Here is a 14,058-nt window from a genome sequence, read left to right as displayed (position 1 = left end):
GCCGTACCGGCGGCGTCCTCACCTGCTTAATTAATTACGGTTAATCTCCGAAATGCCGTCTATCTCCTGATGTTCAGCCACTCCGCAACCTGAGTTCTGATTCCCTCGCCGTCGAGGCCGTACTTCCTGAGAAGGTCTGCCGCAGGACCGGATTCGCCAAAAGTATCACGGATTCCTATCTTATAGACCGGAACAGGAAATTGCTCTGAAAGCACATCACAGACTGCGCTTCCGAGGCCGCCGATAATGGAGTGTTCCTCCACGGTCACGACTTTACCTGTTTTGCCTGCCGAACCAATCAGCAGATCTTCGTCAATCGGCTTAATTGTGTGGATATTAATTACTTCGGCGTCCACTCCGTCCTCTTTCAGAAGCTCCGCTGCCTCTAAAGCGGCTGAAACGCAGAGTCCGGTGGCGACAATCGTCACGTCACGGCCTCCCTTCAGCATGATACCTTTGCCAATTTCAAAGCGGTAACCTGGTTTATCATTGATAACCGGAACCGCCAGACGGCCAAATCGCAGGTAAACCGGGCCTTCATGGTCATAGGCCGCCTCCACTGCCGCTCTCGCCTCCACGTCATCCGACGGATTGATGACCACCATCTCCGGAATTGTACGCATCAGAGCGATATCTTCATTGCACTGATGGGTGGCTCCATCTTCACCTACGGAGATTCCGGCATGTGTGGCCGCCACTTTTACATTCAGATGAGGATAGCCGATGGAATTTCGAATCTGCTCAAAAGCCCGCCCCGCCGCAAACATTGCGAAAGTACTGGCAAAAGGAACCTTTCCGGTTGTTGCGATTCCCGCCGCAATACCCATCATATTGCACTCTGCAATTCCGCAGTCGATATGGCGTTCAGGAAATTCCTTCTTAAACACTGCCGTTTTTGTCGCCTCTGCCAGATCGGCGTCCAGGACCACCAGATTTTCATGCTTCTTTCCCAGATCCACCAGCGCGTTGCCATAGCTTTCCCGGGTTGCAATTTTCTTCTTATTTTCCATCTGCGCCACCTGCCTCGTCAAGTTCTTTCGTAGCCTCGTCAAGCTCTTTCATTGCCTGGGAAAACTCCTCGTCATTCGGTGCCTTGCCATGCCACGAAGCCTTATTTTCCATGAAGGAAACGCCTTTCCCCTTCAATGTGCGGGCAATGATTGCCACCGGCTTGCCTTTAACGGTCTTCGCCTCGTCAAATGCCTTTTTAAGCTGCTCCATATCATTTCCGTCTTCTACGCAGATTACATGGAAATTAAATGCCTCAAACTTCTTATCAATCGGATAAGGAGAGCAGACGTCTTCGATGGAGCCGTCAATCTGTAAATTATTGTTATCGACGATCACAGTCAGGTTGTCCAGCTTCCTGTGTCCGGCAAACATTGCCGCTTCCCAGACCTGGCCTTCCTGGATCTCACCGTCGCCCAGCAGCGTGTATACATGATAAGAATCGCCGCTTATTTTCGCTGAGACCGCCATACCTACCGCCGCTGAAATTCCCTGTCCGAGAGAACCGCTGGACATATCGACACCGTTAATATGTTTCATGTCGGGATGCCCCTGAAGGTAGGAGCCAATATGCCTGAGTGTCAGGAGATCTTTCTTCGAAAAATATCCTCTCTCAGCCAATACGGCGTAGAGTCCCGGCGCATTATGCCCTTTGGACAGGACAAAACGGTCTCTGTCCGCTTTCTTCGGCTGGGCCGGATCGATATTCATCTCTTCAAAATAGAGGTATGTTAAAATGTCTGCCGCCGACAGGGAGCCGCCCGGATGGCCGGATTTAGCTGCGTGTACCGCCGTCACGATTCCCTTGCGGACTTCATTTGCCTTTTGTTTAAGTTCTAAGAGTTCCATTGCGGATTCCTTTCCCAATTATTTGCCGAACACTGCCTCATAATCAGCTTTGAATTTCTCAATTCCCTGATCGGTCAGAGGATGTTTAACCATCTGCATCAGAACCTTGAACGGAACAGTTGCAATATCTCCTCCAGCCTTTGCACACTCTGTGATGTGGAGAGGATGTCTCGTGGATGCACAGATAATTTCAGTGGAAATCTCAGGATAGTTATCAAAAATCTGAACGATATCATAAATCAGTTCGGTACCATTTGTTGAAATATCATCCAGTCTTCCCAGGAACGGGGAAACATAGGATGCGCCAGCCCTGGCAGCCAGAAGAGCCTGGTTTGCCGTAAAGATCAGGGTGACATTTGTTTTGATTCCTTCAGCAGAAAGCACCTTCACCGCTTTGAGACCCTCAGCCGTCATTGGGATCTTCACTACCATATTCGGATGGATTTTTGCAATTTCACGTCCCTCTGCAATCATATCCTCCGCTTTTTCCGTAGTAGCCTTTACTTCACCTGAAATCGGACCGTCCACAATCTCTGTTATTTCTTTGATTACCTCATTGAAATCGCGTCCCTCTTTTGCAATCAGGGATGGATTGGTTGTAACGCCGCAGATGATTCCCATGTCGTTCGCTTCTCTGATCTCGTCCACATTGGCTGTGTCAATAAAAAATTTCATGTCTGCCTCCGCCTTTCATTCTCCATTTTTCAGTTTGTTATAAGTAAAACAGACAGCATTCTTTACCGTCTGCCTACCACAACATTTTACTATATATTTCTATTTATGCAATCATTATAGGTTGAATTGTTGGAAAAAAATTAATTTCCCTGGCCATAATAGGCCCCCGGCCCATGTTTTCTCAGATAATGTTTGTCCTGAAGGCACTGGGGCGCCGGCTCTGCCTGCGGATTAATCCACTCACACTGAGCGGCCATCTTCGCCACTACTTCCAATACCACCGCATTATGCACTGCGTTAAATGCGTCGGTTCCCCATGTAAAGGGCCCGTGGTTTTTGCAGAGTACGCAGGGAACTGCCATACAATCCAATTTTCTCTCCTCAAAGACATCCGCAATCAGAATACCCGTATTCAGCTCATAATCCTCATCCAGTTCTTCCTTGGTCAGATTCCTGACACATGGAATACTGCCGTAAATATAATCCGCATGGGTTGTTCCATAGCATGGAATATCACGTCCCGCCTGAGCCCAGGATGTGGCCCACGGACTGTGAGTGTGTACAATTCCGCCAATCTGGGGAAAACGGTTGTACAGCTCCAGATGGGTTTTGGTATCGGAGGAAGGATTCAGATCCCCCTCCACCTTATTTCCCTTTAAATCCATTACTACCATATCTTCCGGTTTTAATTTGTCGTAATCGACACCGGACGGTTTAATGACAAACAGCCCCCTGTCACGGTCAATTCCGGAGACATTTCCCCAGGTAAATGTTACCAGACCGTACTGCGGGAGCTGCATATTTGCTTCATAAACCTTTTTTTTCAAATGTTTTAACATTTTTCTCACCTTTCTTATGAATTTTAATTGTTTCAACCCATGCTCGGTATATTATCGAAGTACAGCTGCATCCTATGCGGACACGTGGTTGGCCTCATGGCAGTGGGGGATACCGACTTTTCTCCCCCACTTAAAATGTGAGGCAATCAGCGGCGGCCGCAGGCCGGTGGACGGGCGCCACACTCGGCAGGAGTCTTTCGTCCCGGCTAAACCCGCAGCACCAACTCACGACAAACCTTCCCAGGGGACGAAAGACTCATATAAATACTACACAGGCCGTCCCGGCGGCGTCCTCACCTACTTAATTAATCACCGCAGCTCTCTCCACTGCAAGCCCTGCCTTAAAGCATTCAATAAACCGGTCAAATCCTTCCGCATCTATGGCATTCGGCTCTATTCTGACTGACTCTTCTCCGGCAAACACCTTTGTCTCCAGATAATGATCCAGCGTCTCATTTTCTTCTTTGTCACGCATATAAGAGGCCAGCACTGCGATACCCCAGGCTCCGCCCTCTCCTGCCGTCTCCATTACGGATACGGGTACCTTTGCGGCATCAGCCATGACTTTCTGTCCGACCCCTTTGGTCTTGAACAGGCCGCCGTGGCCCATCAGGTTATCCAGCGTTACCCCTTCCTCTTTAAAGAGGATATCAAGGCCAATTTTAAGTGTGGCAAGGGAACTGTACAGATGGGTTCTCATAAAGTTGGCAAGATTGAAGCGGCTGTCCGGAGTCCGTACAAATAGCGGACGTCCTTCTTCAAAGCCTGTGATCGGCTCACCCGACAGATAACAGCAGGACATGAGCCCGCCGCAGTCGGCATCGCCTTCCAGAGCCTTATTATACAGAGTTCCAAACAGCTGATTCATATCTGCCTTCATTCCCATCGCCTCAGAATACTCTTTAAAAATATTCACCCAGGCGTTTAGATCAGAGGTACAGTTATTACAGTGAACCATGCCCACCAGGTTCCCGGAAGGCGTCGTCACCAGATCAATCTCCGGATAAACCCTGGACAATTCTTTCTCCAGCACCACCATCGCGAAAACGGAGGTTCCGGCGGAGACATTTCCGGTTCTCACCTTTACACTGTTTGTCGCCGTCATTCCGGTACCGGCGTCTCCCTCCGGCGGACAGAGTAAAATTCCCGGTTTCAGGAGCCCGGACGCATCGAGAAGCGCCGCACCTTCTTCCGTCAGTGTTCCGGCCTCTTCGCCTGCGGTAAGCACCTCAGGAAGAATATCCCGGAGCTTCCAGGAATATTCCTTCATCACATCAAGGCCGTCAAACTGGTTCACCATCGTTTGATTATAATTTCCCGTTGCCGTATCAATTGGGAACATGCCGGAAGCGTCCCCGACTCCCAGCACCTTCTTTCCGGTCAGTTTCCAGTGAATAAAACCTGCCAGTGTTGTCAGGTAATCCAGCTCCGTCAGATGAGCCTCCCCATTTAAGATTGCCTGGTACAAATGGGCAATGCTCCAGCGCTGCGGAATATTGTACTGAAAGAGTTCCGTCAGCTTTTCGGATGCCTCCTGCGTGATGGTATTTCTCCATGTCCTGAAAGGGGCCAGAAGAACACCGTTCTTGTCAAATGCCATATATCCATGCATCATGGCGCTGATTCCGATGGAACCGATCGTTGTAAGCTCCCGTCCGTACTTCTCCCTTACATCCCGGGCCAGATCCCGGTAGCAGGCCTGGAGGCCGGTCATGATATCCTCCATCGTGTAGGTCCAGATATTATTTACCAGGCGGTTCTCCCACTGATGGCTCCCCTGTGCAATCGGGGCCGTCGTCTCATCGGTCAGTACAGCCTTGATTCTGGTGGAACCAAACTCAATCCCAAGCGCTGTCCTACCTTCTGTGATACTAAGTATAACCTGTTCTGTGCTGTGGCTCATATTCATCATCCTTCTTTGAATTGTCACTGTCACTGTTCACAGCGCCGCTGAAAAGCGCGGTTCTGCGAACAGTAACCTGTCGAAATTTCGTTAATGAAATTTGTAATACGCCTCATTCCACCTTAATTCATTTCTGAACCGGCGGATATCTGTGTCTTTGTTAATATATACGGCCTCGATGCCCATGCAGGCCGCCCAGTCGCCCATCTGATCTGCTGTCAGATCATAGGAAAACGCGGTATGGTGCGCGCCGCCCGCATAAATCCATGCGGCCGCCCCTGTCTCCAGGCTCGGCTCCGGCGTCCAGAATGCGGTGGCTACCGGCAGCTTAGGCATCTCCTTCTCCGCCTTTTTGACAACCACATCATTAATGATCAGGCGGAAACGGTCGCCCAGGTCGATCAGGGACGTGGCAACGCCGTGGCCTTCTTTGGCTGTAAATACAAGTCTTGCCGGATCCTCACGGTCTCCCATCGACAACGGGCACTCCTTTATCGCAATCCTGCCGTCCGCAATAGTCGGACAGACCTCCAGCATATGGGCCTGAAGAATGCCCTCGCGGCCCTTCACCAGATTATAGGTATAATCTTCAAAGAAAGTCGTCCCCTTTGCGTCCTTTGTATTAGCCGCCATTATCTTCATCAGGCGGACCATGGCCGCCGTCTTCCAGTCACCCTCGGCGCCAAAACCATAGCCTTTCTCCATCAGTCTCTGGATAGCAAGGCCCGGAAGCTGTTTAAGCCCTCCCAAATCGCCAAAATGCGTTACAATAGCCTGATAATTCTTCTCCTCCAGAAAACGCTCAAACCCGATTTCAATCTGGGCCTGAACCGCAGCATGAGCGCGGAATTCTTTCTCGTCCCTGCCTTCCGGAAGAATATCATACTTGTCGTAATACTCCTCCACCAGCGCATCCGTGTCTGCCGCCGAAACGGAATTCACACAATCCACTATCTCATTTACTGGATATGCGTCAATCTCCCAGCCGAACTTGATCTGCGCTTCCACCTTGTCACCGTCTGTCACAGCCACATTTCTCATATTATCGGCCACGCGCATCACGCGGATATGGGAAGATTCCATCACTCCCACTGCCGTACGCATCCATGAGGCTAACGCAGCCTGAACTTTTGCATCCGCCCAATAGCCCACAATCACCTTTCTCTCAAGCCCCATTCTGCTGACAATATGGCCGTACTCCCTGCCTCCATGAGCCGACTGGTTCTCATTCATGAAATCCATATCGATGGCGTCATAGGGAATCTCACGATTAAACTGAGTGTGCAGATGGCACAGCGGTTTTCTGTATTCCTGAAGCCCGAGGATCCAGCTCTTGGCCGGTGAAAACGTATGCATCCACGTAATCACGCCTGCGCATTCCGGATCCTGATTCGCTTCATTAAAAGTTTTCCGAATCACTTCATTCGTGATAAGAGTCGGTTTCCAAACCACCTCAAACGGCAGATTCCCGCTTTTATTGAGTTCCTCCACAATAATTCTCGAATGCTCCGCAACATGGGCCAGGCACTCGTCTCCGTAGAGATCCTGTGAACCGGTACAGAACCAGAATTTATATTTTTTTGCTGTAACAAGCATTTTGTTACCTCCTGATTTTAATAATATATAATTTCACTGATAAGATCAATATGTTGGATGAAAAATAAGGACGCCGCAAAAGCGGCCGGAAGACGGAGCAGAGGTTTGTGAATGAGTCTTTGGCCCCCCTATGACGGTTTGTCGCAGAGGGGAATCCGGCCAGAATGAATTGCTGCGGGGACCGCTCGCGCTCTTTGGAGTAAGCGGATGCTAAGCTCGTGAGGAACCCCGCTAAGCACCGGAGGACGGGACAAAAACTCCCCTGAGTCTTCAGTCCCGGCGAAAACCTTCCATTGATCCTCTCCGCAGCTCCAACTGGCGGCACTATCCCCGGGACTGAAGAGTCATCCAAAACACTCCCACTCCCCCGTCCTCCGGCCGTACCGGCCGCGTCCCGCCTGCCTTAAATAAAAGGATTCTCCCCCGGATACATCATCCCCTTAGGCTGATTAAATGCGACATCCTCCACGCCCAGGTACTTAAATACCTCGAAAAGAATTTTTCCATAGTGTCCGAATGCAACGGCACCGTGGTGCGGATAATTTTTACCTATCAGAACGTTGCGGTAGAACCGGCCCATCTCCGGTATGGCAAACACACCGATAGAGCCAAAGCTCTCCGTGTCAACCGGAAGCACCTCCCCCTCAGCCACATAGGCGCGGAGTCCGGCATCCGCCGTACTCTGAAGACGGAAGAAGGTGATATCCGATGGCGCCAGATCGCCCTCCAGCGTTCCGAAGGTGTATTCTTCCGGGAGGGTTCTGGCCATGATTTTCTGATTTCTCATATCGGCTTTTTTTAGCTTCGTAATCGGAGTGTTGCCGCAGTGGAATCCCATAAAGGTATCCGTCTGGGCATAATCATATACTCCCTCTATCCTCTTCTGATACATATCGGACGGAACGGAATTGTTGATATCCAGCAGGGTTACCTCATCCTCCGATGCGCAGATTCCAATATACTCGGAAAGCGCTCCCCAGATGTCCGTCTCACAGGCAACCGGGATCCCTTTTTCCACCAGCCGGGAATTAACATAGCATGGAACAAATTTAAATTCCGTCTGGAAGGCCGGCCAGCATTTGTTCGCCATTGCCACATAGTTCCGATGGCCCTTATGGCCTTCGATCCAGTCCTCCAGCGTTATCTCATACTGTGCGAGCTTTTTAAGGATTTCCGGAATTTTATTGGCGCCTCCCAGCTCTTTTGCCATCTCCTCCGCCACCGCGTCAATTCGTTCATCCTCCGCATGTGCATTAAAGGATGCGAAGAGATCCAGCTCCGAGTTTTCCTCAATCTCCACTCCCAGTTCATACAGACACTTGATTGGCGCGTTGCAGGCCAGAAAATCCTGCGGCCGCGGCCCGAAGGTGATGAGTTTTAAATTTCTTAGGCCCAGGATGCATCTGGCGATCGGGATAAATTCCAGTATCATCCCCGCCACTTCCTCCGGGGTTCCCACCGGATAGGGGGGTATGTATGCCCTGATATTTCTGAGCGCCAGATTGTAGCTGCAGTTTAACATGCCGCAGTAGGCATCCCCGCGGTCGTTGCAGAGCTTATCCGCCGCATCCTCGGCAGCGGCGGCAAACATGACCGGGCCTTCGGTAAAGTATTTTGCAAGCAGGGTTTCCGGCGTCTCGGGACCGAAATTGCCGAGATAGACAACGAGAGCGTTGCATCCCGCCTTTCTCACTTCCTCAAGCGCCTTTTCCATATCTTTTTCATTTTCAACCGTAGTCGGACAGTTATAGGCATCCACCCCTGATTGGGCCAGTTCGCCGCAGACTCTGTTTTTCCGGTCTGTGGAGAGGGCAATCGGGAAACAGTCGCGGCTGACCGCCACAACCCCCAGTTTTACTGTCGGAATATTCGCTGTTTTCATCTATGCATTTCCTCCGTTTTTCGGTGCAGTCGTTCATCATCATCGGTTATCGGTTATTTCTTCTTTTTCAGCATTGTCAATATGGACTGAAGCACAATAAAGAAGCAGAGAAGGGCTGCTATCGTGATACGCGTCCACCAGGAAGATAATGTTCCCTGGAAGGTGATAAATGCTTCTATGGTTGCCTTAATCATGACGCCAAATAGGGTCCCCACGACGTTGCCCACACCGCCGGTCAGCAGTGTCCCGCCGATTACCGAGGAGGCGATGGCGTCCATCTCAAAGCCTTTGGCCTGCTCCACGAATCCGCCCAGTGTATTCAGGCAGAACAGGACGCTGCCGACGCCGCATAAAAATCCGTCCAGAACGTAGGCTTTCAGTTTCACCTTGCGCACATTCAGTCCCAGCATCAGGGCCGACTGCTGGCTTCCCCCCACCGCATAGATGCTGCGGCCGAACTTCGTGTATTTCAGCATAATAAAGGCTGCGACAAGAAGAACAAGGGCGATAATGACGGTCGGATAGATATAGGGCTGGATCATCATGCCTTTTTTATTCAGATACCCGCCGAAAGGCAGATAGATTTTGGCTTTCGCCCATGCCATGAAGGTTTCATTGGTAATACTGATCATGTCCTTCGAAATAATGGCAGTCATGCCTCTTGCAAAGAACATGCCGGCCAGGGTGACGATAAAGGGCTGGATATCCATATAGGCGACCAGGAATCCCTGTACGAGCCCGAAGACAATACCGGTAATCAGGACAATAATCACGGCCGGAACCGCCCCGACGCCGCCCTTTTCCATCATCCATGCGAGCATCATACAGCCCATGGCGACAAAGGAACCGACACTGATATCAATACCGCCTGTAATCATTACAACGGTCATTCCGATACCGATTACGATCAGGCCCGCATTGGAAATAAAGAGATTTAAAAAGTTCTGGGTTCTTGCAAAGCCCTGATCCTTAAATAAAATACAGCCGACCGCATACATTACGAAAAACAGTACAATTGTAATAAGGAGAAGGAAGCTGGTCTGATTCAGTTGTTTTTTATTCTTCATTATGCTGCCTCCTTTTCTGCAAGTTTTAACTCTTTTTTCTTGGTTAGTGATTTGCGCCACCGTTCAAATCCCGGTGACTGGAGCGTTACGATGATAACCACGACAATCGCTTTGTAAACAGGAACCTGATCCGAAGATACATGCATTGCGTAAAGTGTTGTCGTCAGAGCCTGGATGGTATAGGCTCCGATGACGGAACCGGCGATGGAGAATTTACCGCCTCCCAGTGAGTTGCCGCCGATGGCAACGGCCAGGATAGCGTCCAGCTCCATGTTAAGCCCGATATTATTGGCATCTGCGGAGTAAATACGGCTGGAGGCAATCAGTCCGGCCAGACCGGAGCATAGTCCGCAGTATGCGTAGGTCAGGAAGATAATCATGACTGATTTGATTCCAATCAGCCGGGAGGCCCGTTTATTAATGCCGACCGACTGGATGTACATGCCGAGGGCCGTCTTTTTCAGTATTACCGCAGTGACTACGACTAGCACAACCGCCACGATAAACGGCGTCGGTACGGGAACCCCCGGGAACGAGGAGCCGAGAATCTTGTAGCTGTCAACACGGACATAGGTAATCTGTCCGTCTGTAATAAGCTGTGCAATCCCTCTGCCTGCCGTAAACATGATGAGCGTGGCAACCATCGGCTGGATATTCAGTTTGGAAACCAGAAATCCGTTAAAACATCCGATTAAAATACCGACCGCAAGCGCAGCGAGAAATCCGAGAATTAATGGATTGGCAAATTCCGTTGCCGCCCTCTCCCCGCCTGACAGAATGTTGCAGCATACAGCCGCGCTCACTGCCATAATGGCTCCGACGGAGATGTCGGTTCCGGCCGAAGAGGACACGACCAGCGTCATTCCGATCGCCAGAATTACCAGCTCTGAAGCGCGGTTGATGATATCAATGATGTATCCGTACAGAACCCCGTCTCTGACTGAGATGGCAAAAAAGTTCGGTGTTGTGATAACATTCACCAGCAATACCAGAGCGAGGCAGAAAATCGGCAGAAACAGCCGCTGTGATGTTATTTTCTTCAATGTATCGTTTTTCATATTACTGACCTCCTGCAATGGTTGACATAATCGTTGACTGGTTCATTTCCCCGCCGTCAAGCTCTCCGACCTTCCCGCCGTCGCGCATAACCACCATACGGTCGCAGGTTCTTAGCATCTCCTCAATCTCGGATGAAATGAACACCACTGCCATCCCCTCTTCCGCCAGCTTCACGACCAGCTTCTGAATCTCCGTCTTCGTTCCGACATCGATACCTCTGGTTGGTTCGTCAAGAATCAGGAAATCAGGATTTGTCAAAAGCCATCTTCCAATAATCACCTTCTGCTGGTTTCCGCCCGACAGCGATTTAATCGGAGTCTCGCGGCTGGCTGTCTTGATCTGGAGCATTTCAATATATTTATCGGTGTACTCCTCCTGCTGCTTTCTGCTGAGCAGGCGGAACATTCCGCGTTTAGCCTGAAGCGCCATGATAAGATTCTCCCTCACGGACAAATCGGCGATAATTCCTTCATTTTTGCGGTCCTCCGGCAGATACGCCATTCCCTCGTTCATGGAGGTCAGAGGATGTTTGGCCACTACCTTCTTTCCCTTGATGAACAGATTGCCTTCATCGGAGCGTTCCGCGCCGTAAAGAACCCGGACCGATTCCGATCTTCCTGAACCCAGAAGCCCGGTAAAACCGATTACCTCCCCCTTGTGAATAACAAGGTCAAATGGTTTTATGTAACCTTTCCTGCCCAGCCCGGCTGCTTTAATGACGATATCCTCATCACTGTGGGCCGCCCCCTTGTCTTTCTCTCCCTTGATTGCGGCCAGGTCGTCAAAATCCTTGCCCATCATCTTTGCCACAAGCTGTACCCTGGGCAGCTCCGCCGTTGTATACCGGCCGACAAGCTGGCCGTTTCTCAGCACCGTGATTTTATCGCATACTGCATAAACCTGTTCCAGGAAGTGGGTAACGAAGATGATTCCAACTCCCTCCGCCCTGAGCTTCCTCATCAGCTCAAAAAGCTTTTCCACCTCTCCGTCATCCAGCGAGGAAGTCGGTTCATCCAGTATCAGAACCTTTGCCGACATATCGACGGCGCGGGCTATAGCAATCATCTGCTGAATTGCGATGGAGTAGTTGTCAATCGTCTTCGTAACGTCTGCATTTATATCAAGGCTGCCAAGCAGCTCACTTGCTTTCCTGTTCATGGTCTTCCAGTCAATCAGTCCTCCCTTTCTCGGCTCTCTGCCGATAAAAAGGTTTTCTGCGACTGTCAGGTTGGGACAGAGGTTAATCTCCTGGTATACGGTGCTGATACCTTTCTGCTGTGCTTCCTGGGGGCTGCGGTTGATAATTGTGTGGTCACAGCCTTCAATCATGATTTCCCCTGTTTCAAACTCCTCAACTCCTGTCAGAACTTTAATCAGCGTGGATTTTCCCGCGCCGTTTTCACCCATCAGGGCATGTATCTCACCTTTTTTCAGGGTGAAATCCACATTCTGCAGAGCTTTTACACCCGGGAATGTCTTATATATGTGCCTCATTTCAAGAACGGAATCCTTTTCCATAAAAGCTTTGCCTCCTCTTTTTTAATTGCTGCCCATTATTTTCGGCATCAAAAAGGAGACGCAGGGAGGAAACCTAAGCCTCCGGCCCTACGCCTCCTGATTAATCAATCAATATTGGGCTATGTATTATGATTAATATGCTCTTTCTTTTAAGATGTTTTCCAGATCCATGCTTGTATCGAAGTAAGCTTCGTCAACGTACTGAATCTTTTCAACCGTCTCGCCTTTTTCCAGCTTCTGGATGATTTCAGCCACACGTGGTCCGTGAAGCGGGTTGCACTCGAAGGTTGCGTTTAAGTCGCCAGCGATCATGGATTCAAATGCTGCTTTAACAGAGTCAAAACCAACTACGATGATGTCACCGTCCGGTCCGCATGTCTTTCCTGCTGCCTTGATGGCATCGATAGCGCCGAATGCTTCGTTATCATTCTCACAGATAACAACGTCGATGTCGTCGTAGCTCTTTAAGAAGGACTCCATAACTTCCTGTCCTTTAGCCTGTGTGAATTCACCTGTCTGCATGTCAAGCATCTTCCAGTTTGAATGCTCTGCAAGGATGTTTGCAAAACCTTCCGTACGGCCAACCTGTGCGGATGCGCCGATGGTTCCCTGGATTGTTACGATGTTGATTTCTTCGTCACCGCGTCCCTGTGCCTCTAAGTAATCAGCCAGCCAGTTTCCGCATGTCTCGCCTTCTTTTACGAAGTTGCCGCCTACCCATGCTTCAAAAAGGGAATCGTCGGATACCTGCATCATACGGTCGGAAAGAATAACCGGGATTCCTGCTTCTTTTGCTTCTTCAAGAACGGTCTCCCATCCCGTCTCTACTACAGGAGCTACTACAATGTAGTCAACATCCTGCTGGATGAAAGAACGGATTGCCTTAATCTGGTTTTCCTGTTTCTGCTGTGCATCATCAAAGATAAGCTTATAGCCGTTTTCTTCTGTAAATGTGGATTTGAAAGATTCTGTGTTTGCAGTTCTCCAGTCGGACTCAGCGCCAACCTGTGCATAGCCCACGGTGATAAGCTCTTTATCTCCTGTGTCGGCTGCCGCCTCTTTTGCCTCTGTCTCTTCGCCTGCTGCCTCTGTCTCCGCCGGTGCTGCTGCCTCAGTCGCCGGTGCCGTCTCTGCCGGTTTGCTGGAGCATGCTGTCATGGATACTGCCATTGCTACGGTAAGAGCTGCTGATAAAAATCTTTTTTTCATAGTACTTCTTCCTCCTTGTTTTTAAGTTGCCCTTGTTGACTTGCAGTGAAAGCTCTGCCTTGCGTGCCTTTCACCGCCGGACACGGTGAAAAGTGTTTTTCTCTTCATCGCTATGTCCTTATTATAAAAGATGCTCCGTTTTTTTGAAACAGAGCATCTTTTGAAAAAAGTTAAAATTTTTACACTGATTCATGCCGGATTTCCGTTTTCTACCGCCTGTATGGCATAAAACTTGTGATTTTTTTCGAAAAGTTTATGATTTTTTTCGATTTGGCACGCAAACGTATCATTTGTTACAGTTTGGCCGAAGGCTGAACCGACATTATGGAGATTTAACTGAGGTTAGGAGGACGCGGCCGGAACGGACCATGTCCGGTGTAGTGAGGGGGATGACTGAGTCTTCCGTCCCCGGGTGGAGGTTATCGTGAGGGGGGAATCCGGCCGGAATGAATT

Annotated in this window: 11 protein-coding genes; all 11 read right to left on the bottom strand. The window is 50.0% G+C overall.

Annotation, left to right across the window (positions count from 1 at the left end; all coding sequences use genetic code 11):
* Positions 1-59: 59 nt before the first annotated feature.
* On the bottom strand, positions 60-1,010 hold the full coding sequence (locus tag CLOSYM_RS10305; protein ID WP_021642092.1) for a transketolase family protein: 951 nt from the start codon (positions 1,008-1,010) through the stop codon (positions 60-62).
* A complete protein-coding gene (locus CLOSYM_RS10300; protein ID WP_009296814.1) occupies positions 1,000-1,857 on the bottom strand; it encodes a transketolase in 858 nt (285 codons plus the stop codon). The genes CLOSYM_RS10305 and CLOSYM_RS10300 overlap by 11 nt, the downstream gene beginning before the upstream one ends.
* Before the next feature lie 18 nt (positions 1,858-1,875).
* Positions 1,876-2,532 (bottom strand): fructose-6-phosphate aldolase, encoded by a 657-nt coding sequence (fsa, locus tag CLOSYM_RS10295; RefSeq protein WP_003504935.1) that lies wholly within the window; start codon positions 2,530-2,532, stop codon positions 1,876-1,878.
* 140 nt (positions 2,533-2,672) lie between these two features.
* A complete protein-coding gene (locus CLOSYM_RS10290; protein ID WP_021642090.1) occupies positions 2,673-3,371 on the bottom strand; it encodes an L-ribulose-5-phosphate 4-epimerase in 699 nt (232 codons plus the stop codon).
* A gap of 301 nt (positions 3,372-3,672) precedes the next feature.
* Positions 3,673-5,274: a xylulokinase gene (locus tag CLOSYM_RS10285; protein ID WP_330362897.1), complete on the bottom strand. Its 1,602-nt coding sequence runs from the start codon at positions 5,272-5,274 to the stop codon at positions 3,673-3,675.
* 90 nt (positions 5,275-5,364) lie between these two features.
* Positions 5,365-6,870 carry an L-arabinose isomerase gene (gene araA, locus CLOSYM_RS10280; protein ID WP_021642088.1) on the bottom strand — a complete coding sequence of 502 codons (1,506 nt, stop codon included), beginning with the start codon at positions 6,868-6,870 and terminating at the stop codon, positions 5,365-5,367.
* 403 nt (positions 6,871-7,273) lie between these two features.
* On the bottom strand, positions 7,274-8,752 hold the full coding sequence (locus CLOSYM_RS10275; protein ID WP_021642087.1) for an L-fucose/L-arabinose isomerase family protein: 1,479 nt from the start codon (positions 8,750-8,752) through the stop codon (positions 7,274-7,276).
* A gap of 53 nt (positions 8,753-8,805) precedes the next feature.
* Entirely contained in the window at positions 8,806-9,819 is a 1,014-nt protein-coding gene (locus CLOSYM_RS10270) for an ABC transporter permease subunit (RefSeq protein WP_003504926.1), read from the bottom strand.
* On the bottom strand, positions 9,819-10,877 hold the full coding sequence (locus CLOSYM_RS10265; RefSeq protein ID WP_003504924.1) for an ABC transporter permease: 1,059 nt from the start codon (positions 10,875-10,877) through the stop codon (positions 9,819-9,821). The genes CLOSYM_RS10270 and CLOSYM_RS10265 overlap by 1 nt, the downstream gene beginning before the upstream one ends.
* A gap of 1 nt (position 10,878) precedes the next feature.
* Entirely contained in the window at positions 10,879-12,396 is a 1,518-nt protein-coding gene (locus CLOSYM_RS10260; RefSeq protein ID WP_003509529.1) for a sugar ABC transporter ATP-binding protein, read from the bottom strand.
* Positions 12,397-12,528: 132 nt separating this feature from the next.
* Entirely contained in the window at positions 12,529-13,605 is a 1,077-nt protein-coding gene (locus CLOSYM_RS10255) for an ABC transporter substrate-binding protein (RefSeq protein WP_021642086.1), read from the bottom strand.
* Between the last annotated feature and the right edge of the window lie 453 nt (positions 13,606-14,058).

The organism is [Clostridium] symbiosum ATCC 14940, from assembly GCF_000466485.1.
Classification (GTDB): domain Bacteria; phylum Bacillota; class Clostridia; order Lachnospirales; family Lachnospiraceae; genus Otoolea; species Otoolea symbiosa.
This window is presented reverse-complemented; position numbering and strand designations above follow the sequence as displayed.

What these genes read in the sequence shown, in the direction of transcription:
- CLOSYM_RS10275 (WP_021642087.1), bottom strand. Translation starts at nt 8,752, where the DNA reads ATGAAAACAGCGAATATTCCGACAGTAAAACTGGGGGTTGTGGCGGTC.
- araA (WP_021642088.1), bottom strand. Translation starts at nt 6,870, where the DNA reads ATGCTTGTTACAGCAAAAAAATATAAATTCTGGTTCTGTACCGGTTCA.
- CLOSYM_RS10270 (WP_003504926.1), bottom strand. Translation starts at nt 9,819, where the DNA reads ATGAAGAATAAAAAACAACTGAATCAGACCAGCTTCCTTCTCCTTATT.
- CLOSYM_RS10265 (WP_003504924.1), bottom strand. Translation starts at nt 10,877, where the DNA reads ATGAAAAACGATACATTGAAGAAAATAACATCACAGCGGCTGTTTCTG.
- CLOSYM_RS10290 (WP_021642090.1), bottom strand. Translation starts at nt 3,371, where the DNA reads ATGTTAAAACATTTGAAAAAAAAGGTTTATGAAGCAAATATGCAGCTC.
- CLOSYM_RS10305 (WP_021642092.1), bottom strand. Translation starts at nt 1,010, where the DNA reads ATGGAAAATAAGAAGAAAATTGCAACCCGGGAAAGCTATGGCAACGCG.
- fsa (WP_003504935.1), bottom strand. Translation starts at nt 2,532, where the DNA reads ATGAAATTTTTTATTGACACAGCCAATGTGGACGAGATCAGAGAAGCG.
- CLOSYM_RS10300 (WP_009296814.1), bottom strand. Translation starts at nt 1,857, where the DNA reads ATGGAACTCTTAGAACTTAAACAAAAGGCAAATGAAGTCCGCAAGGGA.
- CLOSYM_RS10260 (WP_003509529.1), bottom strand. Translation starts at nt 12,396, where the DNA reads ATGGAAAAGGATTCCGTTCTTGAAATGAGGCACATATATAAGACATTC.
- CLOSYM_RS10255 (WP_021642086.1), bottom strand. Translation starts at nt 13,605, where the DNA reads ATGAAAAAAAGATTTTTATCAGCAGCTCTTACCGTAGCAATGGCAGTA.
- CLOSYM_RS10285 (WP_330362897.1), bottom strand. Translation starts at nt 5,274, where the DNA reads ATGAGCCACAGCACAGAACAGGTTATACTTAGTATCACAGAAGGTAGG.